Genomic DNA, 22303 nt, shown 5'->3' on the forward strand with positions numbered 1-22303 from the left:
ACGCGTCCATACCGTCATTTCTGGAACACGTTATAGTTCTGTTCGGGTGTGTGCGATGTGGCCGCCCCGGAAGGTGAGGTCGGTGCGGACCAGGGAACTGTCAGCCGAAGTGGTCGTCGTCGGGTACGGCGGTGCCGGAGTGAGTGCGGCACTGGCCGCGCGGGAGAGCGGGGCCGAGGTGCTCGCGCTCGACCGGTATCTGGGTGGTGGTGCGACCGCGCTCTCCGGTGGGATCGTGTACGCGGGCGGCGGCACCTGGGTGCAGCGCGCGGCCGGGGTGGACGACGATGTCGAGAACATGCTCGCCTATCTGCGCGCCGAGGTCGGTGACGCGGTGAGCGCGGAGACGCTGCGCCGGTTCTGCGACCAGTCGCCCGCGATGATCGACTGGCTGTCCGGGCACGGTGTGCCGTTCCAGCCGTCGCTGTGCCCGTACAAGACGTCCTATCCCACCGACGACTACTACCTGTACTACTCGGGCAGCGAGAACTCCGGTGGCTACCGTGACCTGGCGACGCCGTGCCAGCGCGGCCACCGCGCGCACGGTCCCGGTGTGTCCGGCAAGGCGCTGTTCGGCCCGCTGGCCGCATCCGCGGCCAGGAACGGGGTCCGCGTACGCACCGGCACCAGGGTGACGAATCTGGTGGTCGAGGACGGCCGGGTGACCGGGGTGGACGCGATCACCCTCGACAGCGCGCCCGCCGCGGTGCGCCGCCGGTTCGCGGCCCTGGCCGGGATCTCGGCGAAACCCGGTGTGTACCACCAGGGTCTGCGCCGCGCGATGGAGGCGCTGCTCACCGGTATCGAACGCAAACACGGCCAACCGCTGCGCGTCCGTGCGACCTCCGGTGTCGTACTCACCACCGGCGGGTTCATCGCCAACGGATCGATGGTGGCCAGGCACGCGCCCACCTATCCGTGGGCGCAGGGCCTGCCGCTCGGCACCGCCGGTGACGACGGCAGCGGTATCACCATGGCCACCGAGATCGGCGCGGCTACCGGCAAGATGGACGCGCTGTCCACCTGGCGGTTCATCGCGCCACCCGCGGTGCTGTTCGGTGCGATCGCGGTGAATGCCCTCGGCGAGCGCATGATCGACGAATCCCGGTACGGCGCTGCGCTCGGCGCGGCCATCGCCACCAGCCCCGGCCACCGCGCCTGGCTGCTGGTCGACGCCGAACTGGAGGCGCAGGCCCGCGCGCAGCTCGGCCCGCAATCGGTGTGGTTCCAGCGCATGCAGACCGAGCGACTGCTGCGGTTCGGGCGCATCGCCGGTGCCTCGGTCGATGAGGTCGCCGCTCGCGCCGGGATCGACCGGAGCGTGCTGTGCGCCACCGTCGACGCGCACAACGCGGCCATCGCCGAGCAACGCCCCGACCCGTTCGGCAAGCCCGACGACCTGCGCCGCCCGATCGGCGCGGGTCCGGTCGCCCTGCTCGACATCTCCTTCACCGCCCGGCTGACCTACCCGATGCCCATGCTCACCCTGGGCGGCCTTCTCGTCGACGAGCGGACCGGTGCGGTGCGTGCCGAGTCCGGTGGCGTGATTCCCGGTCTCTTCGCGGCGGGCCGCGCGGCTGTCGGCGTCTGCTCGAACTCCTATGTCAGCGGGCTCTCCCTCGCCGATTGCGTGTTCTCCGGCAGGCGCGCGGGCGCCTGCGCCGCTCAGCCGGGCTGAAGCGGCAGTGCGGGGATGGTGAGCCGGTCCCGTTGTCGGGCCCAGGCCGGTGAATTCGGGGCGGTCGCGTCGTCCTAGTAGTCGACCGCTCACCTCGCGAACGGAGAATCGCTCATGCCGACCGTCCAGTCGAAGGACGGCACCACCCTCGCCTATGACGTGCTCGGGTCGGGCCCGGCGCTGGTCTGCCTCACCGGCGCCACCTGTTTCCGCACGTTCCGGCCCGTCGCGGCCGACGCGAAGGTGTTCGCCTCCGCGTTCACCGTGTACAACTGGGACCGGCGCGGCCGCGGCGACAGCGGCGACACCCCGCCCTACGCGGTGGCGCGCGAGGTCGATGATGTCGAGGCGATGATCGACGCCGCGGGTGGGCACGCCATCCTGTACGGGCATTCCTCTGGTGCCGCGCTGGCCCTGGAAACCGCCGTTCGACTGCCTGCCAAGGTCGACGCGGTCGTCGTCTACGACGCGCCGTACGTGCAGGACGAGACCGCGCGAGCCGAGTACGCGCGACTCGCGGCGCGGGTCGATGCGCTGCTGGACGAGGGCTCGAATGCCAAGGCGTTGAAGGCTTTCCTGCGCGGCATCGGCATGCCGCGCGCCTTCGTCGGACTGCTTCCGCTGGTTCCCGGCTGGCGCACGATGAAGGCGCTCGCCCCGACCCTGCGCTACGACATCGCCCTCACCGAGAACCTGCCGCCGTTGGCGCGCTGCGCCGGGATCGAGGTTCCGGTGCACGTGGTGGTCGGGGAGAAGAACCCACCCGGCCTGGCGGTGGTGGCCCGGCAGCTGGCCGACGCCATTCCGAACGCCACCCACCGGACGCTGGCAGGCCAGAATCATCTGGTGAGCGCGAAGGCGTTGCTGCCGATCCTGTCCGCCGCGGCAGCGCAGCGCCGCCACCGCTAGCGCCGCAGATCAGAATTGAACGAATGGCGGTGTTTGGTAAGTTACCGCCAGTGCAGCGGCATCCCGGACCGCCGCGACGGCGAGTGACAAGGGGGGCGGCATGCCGCGCACGGTGGGGACGAAAGGGATGCCGAGAGCGCAGCGGGAGGAACAGATTCTCGACGCCGCCGCCGAACAGATCGCGCACGTCGGCTACGCGGGCCTGTCGCTCGGCACCGTCGCCGAGCGAGTCGGGGTGTCCAAACCGCTGGTCTACTCGTATTTCGGGACCAAGGACGGCCTCTATTCGGCCTGCGTGCACCGCGCTGGCCGGACCATCGCCGACGCCATCGAGCCGGTCCTGGCCGGGCCGCCGGAATTGGCTATGGCCGAGGCCACCCTGGCCGCGATCTTCGGGGTGCTCGCCCGGCGCCCACACGACTGGAACGTGCTGGCCGACCGTACCCACCCGGTCGACGGCCCCGCCGCCGAGGCCGCCCGCGCCGCCCGCCGCCGCATCGCCGAACAGGCGGCCACCGGCAGCGGCGCCGTCCTGACCGCCCGCGGCGTCACCGACCCGGTCGATCTGTCGATCATGGCCGAGGTCTGGATGGGCATGGTCGGCGCGATGGTGGCATGGTGGCAACGACACCCCGAGGTCTCCGCCGAAACCATGGCCGCCCGCACCGAACGCCTGATCGCCGCCTTCGGCTGAACCGGCGCACCGCCTGTCGGTCGGGTTCACAGCGCCCCGGTGGTGGTTCTGTCACCCGGGACAGTGATCAGGGCGACGGAGGTCGAGTCCGGCTCCGCGACGCGGATCGTTCTCCTAGGGTGGGGAGCGGTTGACTCCAAGGCGCTGGTTTGGAGGTTGCGGTGCCGGCACGAACGACGAATCGACGCAAGCAACCCGCGCAGGCGCGGCGGCAGCCCTCGCAGGACCGGGCGAGGGAAACGCGCGAGCACATTCTCGACACCGCCGCGGCGCTGTTCGGCGCGCACGGGGTGGAGCAGACCTCGACCAATCGCATCGCCGCCGAGGCGGGTGTCAGTATCGGCACGCTGTATCGGTACTTCGCGGACCGTTCGGTGATCGTCGACGAACTGCTCGACCGGCTGCTCGGCGATCTGGAACGCGGGTTCACCGCCCGCGCGTTCGAGTTCGCCGGTCCGCGTACCGAGGTCACGGTCGAATACTGCGCGGGTATCGTCAGCGAGATCCTGGCGATCTTCGCCGACATCCTGGTGGCGAACGCGGCTCTGGTACGCGCGCTGATCGGGGGCGTGCAGTTCTACAGCACCGGACTGCCCCAGTTCGAACAGCGGCTGCGGCTGATCGTCAAGGTGGTGCTGATCCAGGGCCTCGGCCCCGCCGACGACCGCTATCTCGACACGGTCGCGTTCGTGTTCATCAACACCGGATTCGCCGCGGTGGTGCGGGCCGCCGCCGACGCGGTGACCGAGCGTGAACGGGTCGACGCCATCGCGATGACCGCGCGGATGATGGGTACGTGGCTCGCGGCCGAGGTCGCGGCCCGCACCGCGCAAGCGACCGATCCGCGCTGAGCCGCCGTCGTGATCGGTCACAGAAGTCCGCCGATCCGGCCCGGATCGGCGGGCCAGGGGCCACAATGTGGCCCACCGAGCAGTCGGAGGAGGACAGATGGCGGAGCGGCGGGTACCGACGGGCCGGGTCTCGCGCGGGTCCAGGCTCGGCAGGCTGGCCGCCGGGCAGGCCGCCCGTGGGGTCGGGACCCGGCTGGCGATGATCGGGCGCACCGAGCAGGCGCGGTCGGTGATGGCCCAGCGGTCGTCGCTGCGGGCGGCACAGCAGATCGTCACCGTGCTCGGCGGGATGAAGGGCGCGGCGATGAAGCTGGGCCAGATGGTGTCGGTGCTGGATCTGGACCTGATCCCGGAGGACTACCGGGAGATGTTCCGCGACAAACTGGCCGAACTGCTCGACAGCGCACCGAAAGTGCCGTTCGCCGAGATGCGGGCGGTGATCGAAGCCGACCTCGGCAGGATGAACGGGGTGTTCGCCGAGTTCGATCCGGAACCGGTGGCCTCGGCCTCGATCGGGCAGGTGTACCGGGCCCGGCTGCACGACGGCAGGCTGGTCGCGGTCAAGGTGAAGTATCCGGGAGTGGACCGGGCGGTGCGCTCCGACATGCGTAATCTGCAGTTCTTCAGCGGGCTGTGGAAATCGTTCCTGCCCAGCGCCGCCGACACCGACGTGCTCGACGAGATCGCCCGCAACATCACCGCCGAACTGGACTACCGGCGCGAAGCGCGTACCCAGCACCGGGTCGCCGCCCGCTACCGCGATCATCCGCTGATCATGGTGCCCGACAGTGTCGGCGAGTTCTGCACCGACAACGTGCTGGTGACCGATTTCGTCGAAGGCAGGTCGTTCCAGGCGATCCGCGCGCTGCCCGCGCCCGACCGGGACCGGATCGGGGAACTGGTGTACCGCTTCTACATCAGCGGCATGTTCGCCGACGGCGAGTACTGCGCCGACCCGCATCCGGGCAATATCCTGCTGGCCGACGACGGCCGGGTCGCGTTCGTCGACTTCGGGCTCTACAACAGCATCGGTCACGCCCACCTCGCACTCGAACGCCGGGTGCTGTGCGCTGCGGCGGACTTCGACGCCGACGAGATCTATCAGCTGTGGTCCGAGCACGGCATCGTCGACCCGCGCAGCGGGGTGAGCGCCCAGGACTGCCTGGAATACGTGTGGTCGGTGACCGGCTGGCATCTGCTCGACGAGGAGGTGACGATCACCCCCGAGATCGCCACCAGCGCCGTCGTTCTCGCCACCGATCCGCGCGCGGACGAACACCGAGACGTCCGGCACCTGCTGTTGCCACCCGAGCACGTGTTCTCCCGGCGCGCTGACCTGTTCACGCTCACCGCGCTCGGCCAGATCGAGGCGACGAGCAACTGGCACCGGCTGGCCCGTGAATGGCTCTACGAGGAACCACCGACCACCGACCTGGGCCGCCGCATCGCGAACTGGCAGGCGCAACGCCGCGACGCTGTCGCGGCGCGGGACCGGTAGCGCGCGGCCCTGCGCCCCGGTGGCGGGTCAGCGCGTCCGCACGCCCGCAGCGCGGCGCTGCGGTCTGCGCCCGAAACTGTGGGCGATCATGGCCGAACGCAGGTGCCACAACCCCGAGCACTGGGTGGGGTCGAGGCCGGTGAGCTGGGCGACCCTGCGGATGCGGTAGTCGACGGTGTTGGTGTGGATGTGCAGCACATGCGCGGTGCGCTGCCGGTTCATGTTGTTGGCGATGTGCACGCGCAGCGTGTCGTACAGTTCGGGGTGGTCGTCGAGGGGACGCAGCAGTGCGCCGAGTTCGGCCCGGCCCGGCCCGGGACGGGTGAGCTGGTATTCCAGGGCCAGGTCGGCGAAGCGGTACAGGCCGGGGGCCGAGCCGAGGCGTTCGACCATGTCGAGCAGCTCGTGTGCCTGCTCGGCGGCCGTCGGGATGTCGGCGGTGCGGGCGCCGACCACGGCCGCGGTGATGTCGGCGCGGGCGGCGCGGGCCAGCGCCTCGACCAGCCCGTCGAGGTCGGAGTCGGCGCCCAGCTCCGCAGGCACGAGCAGGGTGCCGCCGTCGACCGAGAGCAGCGCCAGTATCCGGTCGCCGCCGCGCTTGGCGAGGCAGGCCTGCACCCGGCGCAGCTTGCGCCTGGCGACGACCGCGCCGTTCATCGCGCTGTCGTGCTCGTCGGGGTGTTGCCCGATCCACAGCGCCAGGACCGAATACGCCTCGGCGATCGGGATCCCGGAATCGGCATCGGCGCCTGCCGTGCCCGCGAGCAGGGCCGAGGCGAGCGAGCCCACCGAGGTGTGGTGTTCGCTCACCACGGCACGATGTTCCCCGATGTAGGCGCGCGACACCGTGGTGCACAACAGATCCGAGGTGGCCATGGCGGTGCGGAAGCCGTCGAGCAGGAGGGTGTCGGAGCGGGCACCCGCCGCGTCGAGAGCGCGGTGAACTCCCGTGTGGACGGCGTGCAGGATGGTGTCGACCGGAACACCGTCGTGCGCCCAGGAGGCCGCCCGGGTCGCGAGCCGGGCCAGCTGGTCGCCCGGGTCGGCGCCGTCGATGGCGTCGCGCACGATGGCGGCGCAGATCCGGGTGGCGGTCTCGGCCACCGTGCCCGGCGACGTCGCCGCAGGGGCGGCATCGTCGGTGGGGCGGGCGATGGACCGCGGGCCGACCTGGTGGATCTCGCGCAACGGGTGTGTGGGCACTGGGCTTTCGAGCTGGACAGTCATCGTCGACTCCTTCTCGTTCGGTGTTCGCCACGACGGTAGATCGAGCGACTGCTCACCTTCTACTCTTCTTTCGCAGCCGGGCAGTCGGCGGAAAATGTGCCTGTTACCTGGGGATACATCTCAAGAGTCCGGGTGTGCCGGAGATTGATCGCCAGTTCCGGTCGCAGCTGCTCATTTCTTCGGTCGGCCCGGCGGCGGCCGGAGTTGTGGTCGATCCCAGTGGGGTGTGGCGAGCGCATGGGAAGCTGCGCAGAACCGCCTGGTCCCCACCCGGATCCCGGCGGCCGACTCCTACGTTGACGACACCCACCGACTCCGCCAGCGATTCGAGGAGCCATGGAAGTCGACCCCGCCGCGCGATCCAGGACCCCGGCGGTGACGCGGGCCGCCGTCCTCGCCGTCACCGTGCTGCTCGGTGTCTGCGGCGGCCACGCGGCCGCGGCGCCGCCGCCGGACGCGCCGATTCCGGTGCGCGCCTTGGCCTCCGCCCGCCCCGCGGCCAACGGATCACACCTGGCCACCGCGCACCAGGGGCCGGGACGCCAGGTCGAGCTCACGGTGTACTCCCAGGCGATGGGCAGACCGATCCCGGTGCAGGTGCTGCCCGCCGCCGACAGTACGCGGCCCGCCCCGGTGCTGTATCTGCTCAACGGTGTCGACGGCGGCAGCGATACCGAGCGCTGGGCCGAGGGCAGCAACTGGCTCACCAAGACCGATGTCGCAGAGTTCACCGCGGACAAGCAGGTCACCCTGGTGATGCCGGTCGGCGGTGGCGCGAGCTTCTACACCGACTGGCTGGCCGACGACCCGCGGCTCGGCCGCCACCGCTGGACCACCTTCCTCACCGAAGAGCTGCCGCCGGTGATCGATTCGGCGTTCCACGGCACCGGCGCCAACGCGGTAGCCGGCCTGTCCATGGCCAGTGCCGCCGTGTTCCAGCTGGCCATCGAGGCGCCGGGCAAGTTCCGCGCGGTCGCCGCCTACAGCGGGTGTGTGCGCACCAGCGATCCGGCGGGGCAGGCGCTGGTCGACGCGGTGGTGATCGGGCGCCAGGGCAATCCGCTCAATATGTGGGGTCCGCCGACCGATCCGCGCTGGGCGGCCAACGATCCGTATCTGCGCGCGGCCGAACTCCGCGGCACCGCGGTCTATGTGGCCACCGGCAACGGCTGGCCCGGCTCGCTGGACACGCTCGCCGGACCGGGCATCGGGCACAATCCGGTGAAGCTGGCCGATCAACTGCTGATCGGCGGTGTGCTGGACGCGGTGGCCAACCTGTGCACCCGCCAGCTGCGGGACCGGTTGGCCGAACTCGGCATTCCGGCCACCTTCGACCTGCGGCCGAGCGGTACCCACTCCTGGGGCTACTGGGAGCGGGATCTGCACCGGTCGTGGCCGCTGCTCGAAGCCGCGCTCACCCGGTGACTCAGCGGGCTGTCCCGTCGACCAGCGGCAGCGAGCGCAGGCCCGGCCAGACGGCCGACCACGGTGCCGACGGTTCCTGGCACAGCCAGATGCCTACTCCGCGGTTCACTCCGGGAAAGCCGAACGGTTCGTCGACGACAGCCAGCCGCCGCACGTCACCGAAGCCGTTGTCCAGCACGGTGTCCGGCCCGTCGACACCCACATAGAGCACCGTGGTGGCGTGGTCCGGCGGTGCGGCGAAGTAGCCGTACCCGCGATTCGGGCTGAACGCGGCGGGCAGTCCCCGGTCCGGCCCGAAATAGTCGAGTGCGGCCGCCTGCCAGTAGTTCTGGGTGAGCACCACCAGCTCGGACCTGGTCGCCGCCGGGAGCCCGTGATAAGCGATGTCCACCGCCGCTACGAGCTCGTCCCAGCCGCTCGGACCGAAGTACACACTGCGGGTATGGATCTGGGCGTAGCGATCGGTGGGCTCGGCGAGCCGGGACGGCGGCAACGGCAGCACGACCACCAGGGCGACGCAGATCGCGGCCGCCAGCCCGGCGAGGCCGGCACCGACGATCCCGATCCGGCGGGTGACTCCGAGATCGGCCAGATACACCGCGCCTGCGGCGAACAAGCCGGGGAACGCCGCTGCCACGAAATAGGGCCGCAACCCGCCGAGCACGACGCCGCCGAGCCCGAGCCCGATCATCGGGATCAGGAAGAAGTACGGACGCAAGCGCGCCGATCGCAACCCACCCCACATCCCGGCGAGCAGCAGCAGCCCCAGCGCGCCCGTCACCTGGATCATCGTCCACGGCATCGCGAGCAGCCCGGCGGTGGCCAGCTGCTCGTCCCGCACGACGGCACCCATGGCCAGCTGCGGCCAGCCGTTGACGTGCTGCCACCACAGGATCGGCACCGCCGCGGCCCCCAGCAGCGCCGACCCCGCCCACCAGCCCCGCGCGCGCAACATCGCGCGCGGACCGAAACAGAGCACGCCGAAGGCCAGCCCGGCCCACACGATCGGGATCAGCCACTTCACACCGAAATCCACGGCGGCCACCAGCCCCGCGGCCACCAGCAGCAGGTCGTGGCGGGTGCGCACCCAGCGGACCAGTAACCAGACCACCACCGCCGTCAGCGTGATGTCGACGGCGAAGGTGCTGAGCATCGCCGACTGCATCACCGCGAGCGGTGTCGTCGCGTAGGCGAACGCGGCGCACACCTGCGGGCCACGCCCGCCGCCGAATTCCCTGGCCATCACCGCCGCGAGCACGACCGCGAGCACCGTGCACAGCACGGCCGGAAAGCGCAGGGCCAGCAGCGATCCCGGGGCGAGCTGATCCGACAGCGCGGCCAGCAGCGGCACCAGCGGACCCTGATCGGCGTAGCTCGGGGACGGCCGGTGCCCGGCGGCGACGAAATACAGTTCGTCACCGCCGATCAGGTAGCGATCGGCGCGCACCAGGAACAGCGCGCCCGCGACGGCGGCGACCGCCCACACCTCGCGCCACGCGAACGGCGGCAGGATCCGCGCCGGCACCGTACGCAGTCCGGGCAGCTCGGAGCGGAAGATCATCGGGCGCTCCGCGGTTCGCCGTGCGTGCCGGACATCGCGACCTCGGCCGGCGAACGTTCGTCCCGCTCGGCCCGCGTGCGCAGCGGCAACCAGGCGGGCGCCCACCAGCAGGCCTCGCCGAGCAGCCGCATGGCCGCCGGAACCAGGACCGCCCGCAGGACCGTCGCGTCGATGAGCAGCGCGGCCACCAGCCCGAACGCGATGTACTGCATCATCAGCAGATCCGAGATCACGAACGACCCGGTGACCACGAGCAGAATCAGGGCGGCTGCGGTGATGATCCGCCCGGTTTGGGCGACGCCGGTCCGCACGGCGTCGGTGGTACTCGCGCCCGCCGCCCGCGCCTCGACGATCCGGGAGAGCAGGAACACCTCGTAGTCGGTGGACAAGCCGTAGATCACCGACACGATCACCACCAGGATCAGGGCCATGATCGGCTGCGGCGTGAAGCCGAGCCGGTCGGCTCCGTGCCCGTCGACGAAGATCCAGGTGAGGATGCCGAGAGTGGCGCCGAGTCCGAGCAGGTTGAGCGCCGCCGCCTTCAGTGGCAGCACCACGGACCCGAAGGTGAGGGTCAGCAGCACGGTGGTGGACAGGAACACCAGGGCGATCATCAGCGGCAGCCGTCGCTCCAACGCGTCGATACTGTCCAGCTCGACCGCGGGCTGGCCACCGACCAGCAGGGTGGTGCCGCCGGGCAGCGCCATCGACCGCAGGTAGCCGATGGTCGCCTCGGCGTCGCCGCCCTCGGCGAGCACGGTCTGGGAGGTGAGCACCTGCGGTTGGAACGGGGATTGCAGCAGCGACGGGAACGGTGCGGCCAGCCCTGGTGCGTGATTGGCCGCGGCCAGCACCCGATCGGCCGCGGCCGTGTCGAACGAGACGACCACCAGGTCGATCGGATCGATCTGCCGGAGCGGGAAGATCTCGTCGAAATGCTGCTGCGCGAGCCGCTGTGGATGCTCCGGCGGCAGGAACCGCTCGCTGATGGTGCCGAAGGCGAGGTGCTGAATCGGCAGGATGAGCAGCAGCAGCCCGAGACATACCGGAAGTGCCGTCGTGAGTGGACGTTTCATCACCGCACCGGCGACGCGGCCCCACGGGTTGCGCACGGCGGCCGCCGGGGTGGCCGTGCGGCGGAACCAGTCGACACCGAGCAGATCGACCCGCCTGCCGAGGACCGCGAGCACCGCGGGCAGCAGCGTGATCGAGGTCAGGGCCGCCAAGGCGATGGTGATGATCGCGCCGTAGGCGAACGACCGCAGGAAGCCCTGCGGGAACACCAGGATCCCCGCCGCGGCCACCGCGACGATCGTCGCCGAGAACAGCACGGTGCGGCCCGCGGTCACCACCGATCGGCGCACCGCGACCTCGACCTCGTGCCCGCACGCGAGTTCCTCCCTGAACCGGCTCAGCACGAACAGCCCGTAGTCGACCGCGAGGCCGAGCCCGATCATCGACACCACCGGTGCGACGAACGAGTTCACCTCGACCACCGCGGTGAGCAGACGCAGCAGACCCAAGGCGCCGAGCACGGTGAGCCCGCCGACCAGCAGCGGCAGTGCCGCCGCGACCACCCCGCCGAACAGGAAGAACAGCAACACCGCCACCGCGGGGATCGCCAGCAGTTCGACGCGCCGCTGATCCTGGGCCATCGTGTCGGTCAGTGCCGCGGCGACCGGCTGACCGCCCGCGACCTCGGTGTCGATCCCCGGCACCGGCAGGGCCTCGGCGACCGCGCGATAGTTGCGCAGCTGGGTCGTCGGGTCCTCGCCGCGGATGGCGACCGAGGCGAACGCCTGCCCGCGATCGGGCGAGCCGAAGACCTCGGGCATGGTCAATCCGGTGTCGGTGGGCCAGTAGGCGCCGTTGATCCGCTCGATCTGCGCCGGGAAGTTCCGCGGCAGCTCGTTCAGATGCGCGACGACGGCAGCGCCGAACGTGGGATCGTCGATGGTCGACCCCGGCGGGGCGGTGAACAACAGGATCACATCGGCACTGTGATCACCGCCGAACGCGCGGTCGCGGACATGCGCGGCACGCACCGATTCCGACGCCGGATCGTCCCAACCGCCCGCGCCGAGCCGGTCACCGAGGCCCATTCCGTAGGCGCCCAGGGCCAGCAATCCCGTCACCAATACGACGATGACGGTGTATTTGCGCCGCACCACGGCATCGGCCCACTGCGTCAACTCGGCGAACACGATCGCCTCCCGCCTGATCTGTCGAAGATTCGTCGGGTCGAACATGGCACCGGGCGTGGACACCGAGAAGGTGAAAAGGCAAGGTTGCGGCCGGTCACAATACTTCGCGAATTCCGTTGTGATGTGTGCCTTTTCCGCGGCGGCGCATCGGAAGAACCGGAACTTGGGCACGTTCACAACACTTCGCGCCCTGATCCGTCGGAGTTTCCAGAGGTCGGATTTCGGGCCGTCGCCGCAGCGCCACCCTCTTACGTTGGGCACAGCGGTCGGATCCGGGAGGCCGCGGGAATTGTGGCCGTGGCGCCGGGAGGTAATTGCGTGTCGGATATTGCCATCGTTGGTATCGGGTGTCGGTTCGCGGGCGGTATCGACTCACCGGAATCGTTCTGGGATTTCGTCGTCGGAAAGCGTGACGGCGTCGTCGACATTCCCGCCGACCGGTGGGACTATCGCCGCTACTACGATCCCGAGCCGCGCACACCGGGCCGCATGTACACCAAGCGTGGCGCGTTCCTGACCACCGATCCGTGGGAATTCGATCCCGACTTCTTCGGGATCTCCCCGCGTGAGGCCACGGTGCTCGACCCACAGCAGCGACTGATGCTCGAGGTCACCTGGGAAGCCCTCGACGACGCCGGGATCGCGGGCCGGGCGGCCGGGCGGCAGGTGGGCGTGTACGTCGGCGGATTCGTGGTGGACCAGTCGGTGATCGGGGTGGTCGGGCCCGCGCTGTTCCACACCGACATGCACACCCCGGCCAGTGCCTCCTACACCATGCTGTCCAACCGGATCTCCTACGCGCTCAACCTGATCGGACCCGCGATCACGGTCGACACGGCGTGCTCGTCGTCGCTGGTGGCGTTCCATCTGGCCTGCCAGGCGCTGGCGAACGACGACTGCACCGTCGCGCTGGCCGGCGGCGTGAACGTGATGCTGCAGCCGGAGACCTTCGTCCTCATGTGCAAGGGCGGCTTTCTCGCCGCCGACGGGCGCTGCAAGTCCTTCGACGCCACCGCCGACGGCTACGGCCGGGGCGAGGGCGCGGGCATGGTGGTGCTCAAGAAGCTCGACGACGCGGTCCGCGACGGCGACCGGATCTACGCGGTCGTCAAGGCCACCGGCTCGAACCAGGACGGCCGAACGACCGCGATCACCGTGCCCAATGTCGACTCCCAGGAGGGCCTGGCCAGGAGGGTCTGCCAGCGCTCGGGTCTGGCCGCGTCCGACATCACCTACCTGGAGGCGCACGGCACCGGAACCCTGGTCGGCGACCCGGTCGAATTGCGGGCGCTCGGCAAGGTCTTCGGTGCCGCTTCGGGCCGTACCGGCACCATCGGCGTCGGCTCGGTGAAGGCGACGCTCGGTCACACCGAGGCCGCGGCGGGTGTGGCCAGTGTGATCAAGGCGGCGCTGGCGATCCGGCATCGGACGCTGCCGCCGCAGGGCTGGCTCGACAACCCCAACCCCGACATCCCCTTCGACGAACTCGGTCTGCACGTGCAAACCGAGGCGCAGCCGTTGCCGTCGGGCACCGGCCCGATGTCGGTGGCGGTCAACGGATTCGGCTACGGCGGTACCAACGCGCACGCCATCCTCACCGAGTACGCCGCCCCGGTTCCCGACCGGCCGGCCGGGCAGGCACAGCACCTGGGCATCCTGCCGGTCTCCGCGCGCAGCACCGCCGCGGCCAGGGCGCTGGCAGGCCGATTCGCCGACCTGATCACCGCGGGTGCCGACCCCGAGCACCTGGCCGAGGCCGCCTGGACCAGGATGGCGCAGCACCCGTTCCGCACCGGCGTACTGCTCGGCACGAGCACCGAGGACCTGGTTTCCGAGCTGCGCAAGTACGCGGGCGGGGAGGGGCGCGATGCGGCCCGGACCGTCGTGTCGGCGGTGCCCGAACCGGTGTTCGTGTTCTCCGGGATGGGCCCGCAGCACTGGCGGATGGCCCGCGACCTGCTCACCGCCGACGGCGTGTTCGCCGCGGCCGCCGCCGAGGTCGACGCCGAGTTCCGGGCGGTCGCGGGCTGGTCGATCATCGACGAGCTGCTGCGCCCCGAAGACGAATCCAGGGTCACCAGCACCGAAGTGGCACAGCCCGCGAACTTCCTCGTCCAGGTGGGCCTGGTCCGCGAACTCGCCGCCCGCGGCGTGCTGCCCGCAGCCATCGTCGGCCACAGTGTCGGCGAGGTGTCGGCTGCCTACGTGAGCGGGATGCTGACGTTGCGCGACGCCGTGCGCGTGGCCTTCCACCGGGCCAGGCTGCAGGCCACGACCGCGGGGACGGGCGGCATGCTCGCGGTGGGCCGCTCGGCCGCACAGGCAGGCGAGCTCGTCGCCGATATCGACGGTGTCGATATCGCCGCGATCAACAGTCCCACCGCGGTCACCCTCTCCGGTGACCCGGATCGCTTGGACGAGATCGCCGAGAAACTCACCGAGGACGGCATCTTCGCCCGCAGGCTGCGCGTCGAGGTGCCTTATCACAGCCGCCTCATGGACCCGATCGAAGCCGAACTGCGCACCGCGCTCGCCGATCTGGCGCCGCGGGAGCCGGTGGTGCCGCTGTACTCGACCGTGACGGGCGAACAGGTCACCGAGACGCGGTGGGATGCCGAGTACTGGTGGTCGAACGTGCGCAACCCGGTGCGCTTCCACAACGCGATCCGGGCGCTGCTCGGGCGCGGCAGCCGGATCTTCGTCGAGGTGGGCCCGCATCCGGTGCTGTCGGGCAACATCCGCGAGGCACTGCTCGACGCCGACGTCAACGGCACCACCGTCGCCACTCTCGATCGCGAGCAGCCCGACTCGATGAGCCTGCGGCGCACGCTGATCGGCCTGCACGCGGCGGGTGTCCTCGACACCGAGCTGCTGTTCCCCGCGGATCGCCCGGCTACCCCGCATGTTCCGCTGCCGCGCTACCCGTGGCAGCGCACCCGCCTGCACACCGCGCTGCCGCTGTTCGAACAGGCGCGTCTGGGCACGCCCGACGGCTATCCGATGCTCGGTGATCCCGATGTCGAGGGCAGGCCGGAGTGGCTGTTGCAGGTGGGCGGGCAGTTGCTGCCGTGGCTGGCCGATCACGTCGTCAACGGCGTGAAGATCATGCCGGGCGCCGCCTACCTCGACGCGGCATTGAGTGCGGCGGCGTCGCGCCTCGGCGTGAAACAGGTCGCGCTGGAACAGGTCAGGTTCGTCGCACCGCTGATCATGGGCGCACCCGATGTGCCGCTGGTCTCGCTGAGTGTCGAGGAGGCCAGCGGTCGCTTCCTGATCCGATCACGCAGCGCCACCGGCACCGCCTGGACCGTGCACGCCTCGGGGCGCACCCTCACCGGCGGGCACGAGCAGACCACCGTCGAGCTGCCCGAGATCGAGGTGGGCATCGACATCGATCCCGCCATGTTCTACGCCGGGCTGGCGGCGGCGGGCCTGAAGTACGGCCCGTCGTTCCGGCGGGTCACCTCGGTCCGGGTCGGCAAGGACGTCGTGCTCGCCACCGTCGACGGCAGCATCGCCGCGGACTCCGGTCACCTGGCCCACCCCGCCGTCGTCGATGCCGCCATGCAGTGCGCGGCCATGCTGTTCGCCGACGAGCGGATCACCGAAGGCATCATGGTGCCGGTCGGGGTCACCGCGGTGCGGCTGCTCGCCGAACTGCCCGAGACGATCACCGTGGTCGCGCGCAAGGACCCGAAAGCCCGGCTGCGCGCCGACGTCGACCTGCTCGACGCCGACCGCAACCTGGTCGCCCGGCTCACCGGCCTGCAGATCGGCGCGCTCAAACCCGGTGACGACCCGATGCACCGGATGGCCGACTTCTACTACGCCGACACCATGGAGGAGCGCGACCCGATCGACCCCGCCGCCTTCGCCGACGCCGGCCCGGCGGCGACGCTGATCGTGGAACTCGGCGAAAGCCACCACGCGCTCGGCATCGCGGCCGCGCTGCCACAGGCCCAGGTCTATGTCGCCCACCCCGACGATCCGGCGCTCGAACAGGGCCTGCTCGCCCGGTTGCGGGAACGTCCGGCGGACACCCGGCTGCACGTGTGCGTGGTGGCGGGCACGGTCACCGACGATGTGGCGTTCCTGTGGGCGCTCAAGCGCATCGCGGTGACCGTGGACGAGTTCGTCGATCCGCCCGTGGAAGGCGCTGCGCCGCAATCGGTCTTCGGCGACGGCAACGCGCACGCCACCCTGGTCACCGAGCGCGCGTTCGCGCTGCCGGACAGCACCGGGACACCCGATCCCCGCCAGGCCGCGCTGGCAGGCGCGCGGCGCGTCCTGCTCAACGAGCAGACTCCGTTGCGGTGGCGCCTCATCGACACCACCCCCGACACCGCGATCGCCGACCTGGTCGCCGAGCTGGCCGTGCCGGGCGCGTTCACGGCCGACAACTGCGACGAGGTGGTGTTGCGCGATGGCAGACGCTGGGTGCCGGTGGTCACCAAACCGCTGCCGGAGCGCCTCGAGGAACTCGATACCGCCCGTCCGCTCACCGACCCCGAAGCCAACTTCGCCCTCGACGTGCCGCGCACCAGGCTGCTGTCGCAGGTGGGCTGGCGGGCCTGCGAGCGCCCGGCCCCCGGCCCCGGCGAACTCGAGGTCAGGATGGCGGTGATCGGCCTGAACTACAAGGACCCGCTCAAGATCATCGGACTGCTCGGCGAGCGCGAACTCGCCCCCACCTACTTCGGCACCGTGCCGGGGATGGAAGGCGTCGGCACCGTGGTGCGGGTCGGACCCGGTGTCACCGACGTCGAGGTGGGTGCGCTGGTCGCGGTCGCCGCCAAGGGCATGATGCGCCGATTCGCCGTGGTGGACCGGCAATTGGTGGTCGCGCTGCCGCCCGACACCGACCCGGGCCACTGCACGAGCACCATCGCCTTCGGCACCGCCGAGTACGCGCTGCTCGATCTGGCCCGGCTCGAACCGGGGGAGACCGTGCTCATCCACGGTGCGGCGGGCGGTGTCGGCACGGCCGCGATCCAGGTGGCCAAGGCGTGCGGTGCCCGCATCATCGGCACCGCGAGTACACCGGAGCGGCGCGAGCACGTGCTGGCGATGGGCGCCGACCACGCGGTACATTCGCGGTCGCTGAACTTCGTCGACGACGTGCTCGCCCTCACCGGCGGAGTCGGCGCCGATGTGGTGATCAGCAGTGCGCCCGGGGAGATCCTGCGGCAGAACTTCAACGCCGTCGCGGAATTCGGCCGCATCGTCGAGGTCGGCAAGGCCGACATCTACACCGGCGGGCTGCTGGAGCTGGCGAACTTCGACAAGAACCTCGCCTACTACTCGATGGACCTCGACCGCCTGGTCGCGGTGCGTCCGCAACGGCTGGCCCGGCTGCTCGAGCGGGTGTTCGAGAAGGTCACCGAGGGCACCTACACCCCGCTGCCCTACCAGCTGTACGAGACCGCCGAGGTGAGCAAGGCGTTCGAGGAGACGCTGCGCTCGTCCCGGCCGACCCGGATCGCGTTGCGGATCGACGGCCCCGAACCCGAAGTGCGCCCCGGCCTGCCCGACCTCGACATCGACAGTCTCGGAAGCTATCTGATCACCGGCGGCTTCGGTGGTTTCGGCCTGGCGATCGGCCGCTGGCTGGCGCTGCGCGGTGCCCGCAGGCTGGTGCTGCTCGGCCGCGGCGGTGCGACGACCGAGACGGCGGTGCGCCAGCTGGCAGCCTGGCGGACACTCGGCATCGAGGTGGTCGAAGAACTCGTCGACGTCACCGATCCCGCCGCCGTCGCCGCCGTGATCGCCAGGGCGCACGGGCCGGAGCATCCCTTGCGAGGGGTGTTCCACGCCGCCGGCGCGGTGGCCGACAACCGGGTCTCCGCCATGACACTCGACGAGCTCGACCGGGTGTACCGGCCGAAGGTGCACGGTGCGCAGGTGGTGCACCAGGCCGTCGCCGACGCGGGCATCGACCTGGACATGTTCGTGCTGTGCTCCTCCGGGGGTTCCATGTACGGCATCTACGGCCAGTACAACTACTGCGCCGCCAATGTCGCGGTGGAGACGCTGGCCGAACAGTGGGCGCGGGCAGGGGAGCGGGCGCTGTGCGTCGGCTGGGGTCACCTCTCCGGTGCCACCGGCGGCATGGCCGCCGACGAGACCGCCGAAAAGTACTTGGACCTGGTCGGTTTCGGCCCGATCGACATGGCCGACGCCACCGCCTACCTGGAACAGACGCTGCGACTCGGCGTCACGAGGGCCGCGATCATCCCCACCGATTGGGCCAAACTCACCGGCACCTTCCCGCAGCTCACCCGCACCGGCCGCACCGCGGGCCTGGCCAAGGCCGCGGCCAAGGACACCTCCGAGCTGGCCCGGCTCCGTAGCGAACTGGCCGCCATGGACGAGCCGAAGCGCGGACCCCACATCGCCCGCAAGATGGCCGAGGAGCTGGCCGTGGTGATGGGTGTGCCGGTCGAGTCGATCGACATGACCGTGCCCGTCCCCGAACTCGGCCTCGATTCGCTGATGGCGGTGGAGCTCGGTGCCCGCGTCACCAAGACGCTCGGCATCGACCTGATGTCACTGCAGATGGGCCGCTCGTTCAGCCTGGAACAGGCCGGGCCCAAGGTCGCGGAACTGATCCTGGCCCACGAGCCGGAGGCCGCGACGCCGCTGCCCGACCTCGCCCCCGCGCAACCGCAGGCATCGGCCGAACCCGCCGCGGACAAGACGCTGGCCGCGGCGCACTGATCCTCGAATTCGGAAGTGGAGCAACGACAGTGGTCGACTTCGGACTCATCGACGAATGGGAACCGGCACCGGGCAGGCTGGTGACCTGGTTCGCCACCCCGGAATCGTCCCGCCGCGCGGCGACGGCGCCGGTGCACCCGGCGCCACCGTCGCTGCAACAGGAGCAGTATCTGCGGCTGGCCGACCGGCACTCCGCCGCCGACTTCCGGTTCTCCGGACTGTGCCTGGTCACCGCCCGGCTGCCCACCGGGCAACTGGACCGGGCCGCGATGACTCGGGTGATCCACAAATTTCTGATGCGGCACAACACCTTCCGCACCTGGTTCGACATCGACGCCGGCGGCACGGTGCGCCGCCACCTGGTGCCGGAGGCCGACATCGACTTCCAGCCGGTCGACTACGGGCGGATCGACAACCCCGAAGCCATCCGCACCCACGTGGAGAAGACCACGCCCGGCCCGTTCGACTGGGACTGCTTCACCTTCGGCGCCATCGAACACGGCGACTCCACCACGGTGTATCTGGCCGTCGACCATCTGCACACCGACGGCCTCGGCCAGTACCTGTCGGCTGTGGATTTCGCCCACCTGTACGCGGCCGAGATGTGGGGGGAGCTGGAACCGCCCGCACCCGCTGCCAGCTACCTGGACTACTGCGTGGCCGAACGGGCGCTCAGCGACCAGCTCACCCTCGCCTCGCCCGGCGTGCGCAAATGGCTGGAGCTGGTGCGAGGCAACGACAACCGGTTGCCGTCGTTCCCGCTCGACCTCGGCACCGGCACCGACGGCTATCACCGCAGCGCCCACCGGACCCTCCAACTGCTCGACCCCGACCAGGGCGAGCGGTTCGAACAGGTGTGCCGCGCCACCGGCGCCGACTTCGCCGGTGGGGTTTTCGCCGCGGCCGCGCTGACCGAACGCGAACTCACCGGCACCGACTACTACTTCGGCATGACGCCGCTGAGCACCCGCACGTCGGCGGCCGAGAACAACTCCGTCGGCTGGTATGTCACCCTCGTGCCGGTGGCCTTCCCGCTCGGCCCGCGCACTCCCGCCACTCGGGTGATCAAGCTCGCCCAGCACGCCTACGACAACGGACTCCTGTTGGCGCCCACCTCGTTTCACCGGGTGCTCGACCTGCTGCCCGCCGACTCCGAGATCAAGGTCGAACCCGGCTGGGTGACGCCGATGATCTCGTTCATCGACGCTCGCGACTTCGCCGGGCACGAGCTCTTCGACGAGGTCTCCGCGGGCGTGTTCGCCAACCGGGCTGCCTCCGAGGAGGCGCTGATCTGGATCAACCGCTTGCCGAGCGGCACCACGTTGAGCGTGATCTACCCCGACACCACCGTCGCGCACGAGTCGGTTGACCGCTATCTCAGCGCCATGCGCTCGGCGTTCCTCGCCATCACGGCCGAATCGATCTCACCTGGAGGTGTCGCACGTGCACACCGCGTTCCGTGACCCGTTCATCCCCGACGGCGAGAAGTCGGTCTACACCGTCGGATTGCTCGGCCAGGCACCGGGTTTCGAGATGGCCCACCATGTCGCTCGCGAAAAGGGTGGCTACCGGACGACACTCGACGCCCGCCCGAGCGGCCCACTCGGCGACAACGATCTCACCATGACCATCGAACAGCGCTTCGGCCGGATCGGCGGTCGGCTGCGCGCCGAGCACTACCGCGCCGAGACCCGCAGCGGCGGCACTGTCGTCTCCCGCGAGGAAGCCGCGTTCATCGACACGATGCACCTGCAATTCGGCGGCGCCCCCGCGCCCTTCCCGCTGAACGTGATGCCCATCGCGGGCGGGCTGACCCTGTTGCGTGGACTGGATTTCGCCGAGGGATTGGTGGAGACGGTGCACGTGTGGCTGGCGTTCTCGGTGCACTGGCCGCTGATCGCCAGGGTCGAGAAGCAGTCCACCGTCGAGGTGCCCGCCGGGTCGGTGCCCTGCTGGCAGGTGCGGATGCGGCCCGGCTTCGCGCAGGTGAACTCCCTGCTGGACAAGGTGATCGGCTCCGTGCTGCCACCGTTCGTCGCGCATTTCGAACAGGAGGCGCCGCACCGGCTGGTGCGGATGACCTTCCCGACCCAGCTGTCGCTGTCCGCGCCGCGCGCGGTGATGGAGCTGCGCGCATGACCGTCGCCACCGCCTCGGCCCGGCTGCGCGCGGAGTATCGGGCCTGGCTGGCCTTCGCTGCGTGCTTGATCGCGGTTTTCCTGCAGATGATCGACGTGACGATCGTCAACACGGCGCTGCCCGCGCTGACCGCCGATCTCGGGGCGTCCAGGTCGGCGCAGCTCCTGGTGATCTCGGGGTATTCACTGGCCTTCGCGATCACTCTGCTCCCCGCCGCCAGGATCGGCGCGATGGTGGGCAGGCGGGCGATGTTCCTCGGTGCGGTCGCCGCCTTCACCGCCGCCTCGCTGTGGTGCGGAACCGCCGGTGGGGCTACGGAACTGGTGCTGGCCAGAATCGTGCAGGGCGCGGCTGGCGCCGGGATGGCCGCGCAGACGATCGCGATCCTCACCGCCGGGTTCCCGCGGGAACGGCATCCGCTGGTGTTCGCGCTCTACGGTGGCATCGCCGGCTTCGCCGGGATGCTCGGGCCGATCGCGGGCGGGGTGCTGCTCACCGTCGATCCGCTCGGGCTCGGGTGGCGTTCGGTGTTCCTGATCAATCTGCCCGTCGGGGTGTTCGCGTTCGTGCTGGCGTGGCGCTATCTGCGGATGGGCCGCTCCGGGCAGACACAGCGCTTGGATCTCGGCGGGGTGGTGCTCTCGGCAGGCGGGTTGTTCGCGCTGATCTACGCGCTGTCGGAGATCCAGCAGTACGGCTGGCGTCCCCACCTCGTCGCGCTGCTCGGCGCCGGGCTGACGACCACCGCGGTCTTCCTGATCCATCAGCGGCGCCGTGCGGACCCGCTGGTGCGGCTCGACCTGTTCGCCGACCGCCGGTTCCGGATCGGGTCGGTGCTCGTGGGCGCCTTCTTCGGCCTGTTCACCGCGTTCGTCTTCGCCGCGTCGATCACCCTGCAGGACGTCCTCGGCTATTCGCCGCTGGTGACCGGTCTGGTGATGACGCTGTTCGCCCTCGGCGCCGGAACCGGAGCCGTCGCGTCGCTGATCCTGGTGCGGCGCTGGGGTGTTCGCGCGCTGGCCGCCGGGATGGCCTGCTACGGCGGCTGTCTGGCCGCGGGCGCGATCTACCTGTACCTCACCTCGGGCCACCCGAACGCCCTGCTCGTGGCGGGACCGGTGTTCCTGTCCGGCGTCGGCGTCGGCGTCTTCGGCATCCAGCTCCAGCCGATCATGCTCTCCGGTCTGGCGCCCGACCTCATGGCGGAGGCCTCCGGTGTGCTGCCGACCGTGGAGCAGATCGGCAACGCCGTCGGCCTCACCGTCCTCACGACGATCTTCTTCAGCGCCCACACCCTCGGCGGCAGCATCACCATGACCGCCGCCGTCGCCGCCGTCGCCCTGCTCCTGGCCGCGATCACGCTGCGACTCCCCGAACCCGCGACCGCCGAGCACTGACGC

General features: G+C 70.4%; 13 protein-coding genes. 10 read left to right on the forward strand and 3 right to left on the reverse strand.

From position 1 onward, the window contains the following. Positions 1 to 55 precede the first annotated feature (55 nt). From ACFOW8_RS22525 to ACFOW8_RS22545, 5 genes are all read left to right on the forward strand, one after another. Positions 56 to 1678 (forward strand): FAD-binding protein, encoded by a 1623-nt coding sequence (locus ACFOW8_RS22525; RefSeq protein ID WP_378553336.1) that lies wholly within the window; start codon positions 56 to 58, stop codon positions 1676 to 1678. 114 nt (positions 1679 to 1792) lie between these two features. Continuing rightward, on the forward strand, positions 1793 to 2587 hold the full coding sequence (locus tag ACFOW8_RS22530) for an alpha/beta fold hydrolase (RefSeq protein ID WP_378553338.1): 795 nt from the start codon (positions 1793 to 1795) through the stop codon (positions 2585 to 2587). Positions 2588 to 2714: 127 nt separating this feature from the next. Further along, entirely contained in the window at positions 2715 to 3281 is a 567-nt protein-coding gene (locus ACFOW8_RS22535) for a TetR/AcrR family transcriptional regulator (protein WP_378553340.1), read from the forward strand. A gap of 161 nt (positions 3282 to 3442) precedes the next feature. Continuing rightward, positions 3443 to 4132, forward strand: a complete 690-nt coding sequence (locus ACFOW8_RS22540) for a TetR/AcrR family transcriptional regulator (RefSeq protein WP_378553342.1) — start codon at positions 3443 to 3445, stop codon at positions 4130 to 4132. Between the two features lie 97 nt (positions 4133 to 4229). After that, entirely contained in the window at positions 4230 to 5630 is a 1401-nt protein-coding gene (locus tag ACFOW8_RS22545) for an ABC1 kinase family protein (RefSeq protein ID WP_378553343.1), read from the forward strand. Positions 5631 to 5657: 27 nt separating this feature from the next. Here ACFOW8_RS22545 and ACFOW8_RS22550 read toward each other — a convergent pair whose 3' ends face one another. Beyond that, entirely contained in the window at positions 5658 to 6857 is a 1200-nt protein-coding gene (locus ACFOW8_RS22550; RefSeq protein WP_378553345.1) for a PucR family transcriptional regulator, read from the reverse strand. A 336-nt stretch (positions 6858 to 7193) separates the two neighbouring features. On the opposite strand from ACFOW8_RS22550, the gene ACFOW8_RS22555 reads away from it, so the two are divergent. After that, positions 7194 to 8282, forward strand: coding sequence for an alpha/beta hydrolase (locus ACFOW8_RS22555; RefSeq protein WP_378553348.1), 1089 nt, complete (start codon positions 7194 to 7196; stop codon positions 8280 to 8282). A 1-nt stretch (position 8283) separates the two neighbouring features. On the opposite strand, the gene ACFOW8_RS22560 is transcribed toward ACFOW8_RS22555, so the two are convergent. Next, positions 8284 to 9843: an ArnT family glycosyltransferase gene (locus ACFOW8_RS22560; RefSeq protein ID WP_378553350.1), complete on the reverse strand. Its 1560-nt coding sequence runs from the start codon at positions 9841 to 9843 to the stop codon at positions 8284 to 8286. After that, positions 9840 to 12047, reverse strand: coding sequence for an MMPL family transporter (locus tag ACFOW8_RS22565; RefSeq protein WP_378553353.1), 2208 nt, complete (start codon positions 12045 to 12047; stop codon positions 9840 to 9842). Before ACFOW8_RS22565 ends, ACFOW8_RS22560 begins: the two co-directional genes overlap by 4 nt. A 318-nt stretch (positions 12048 to 12365) precedes the next feature. Here ACFOW8_RS22565 and ACFOW8_RS22570 point away from each other — a divergent pair, with 318 nt between their 5' ends. The 4 genes from ACFOW8_RS22570 to ACFOW8_RS22585 are packed head-to-tail and all read left to right on the forward strand — an operon-like array spanning position 12366 to position 22300. Continuing rightward, on the forward strand, positions 12366 to 18764 hold the full coding sequence (locus ACFOW8_RS22570; protein WP_378553355.1) for a type I polyketide synthase: 6399 nt from the start codon (positions 12366 to 12368) through the stop codon (positions 18762 to 18764). A gap of 29 nt (positions 18765 to 18793) precedes the next feature. Next, complete coding sequence (locus tag ACFOW8_RS22575) at positions 18794 to 20227, forward strand: condensation domain-containing protein (protein WP_378553357.1); 1434 nt, start codon at positions 18794 to 18796, stop codon at positions 20225 to 20227. Beyond that, the gene (locus ACFOW8_RS22580) at positions 20208 to 20903 is read left to right on the forward strand and encodes a hypothetical protein (protein WP_378553359.1); all 696 of its coding nucleotides are present in this window, start codon (positions 20208 to 20210) and stop codon (positions 20901 to 20903) included. Before ACFOW8_RS22575 ends, ACFOW8_RS22580 begins: the two co-directional genes overlap by 20 nt. Then, positions 20900 to 22300: an MFS transporter gene (locus tag ACFOW8_RS22585; protein WP_378553361.1), complete on the forward strand. Its 1401-nt coding sequence runs from the start codon at positions 20900 to 20902 to the stop codon at positions 22298 to 22300. Before ACFOW8_RS22580 ends, ACFOW8_RS22585 begins: the two co-directional genes overlap by 4 nt. The last annotated feature ends 3 nt before the right edge of the window (positions 22301 to 22303 follow it).

This window comes from Nocardia rhizosphaerae (genome assembly GCF_042650365.1).
GTDB classification, from domain to species: domain Bacteria; phylum Actinomycetota; class Actinomycetes; order Mycobacteriales; family Mycobacteriaceae; genus Nocardia; species Nocardia rhizosphaerae.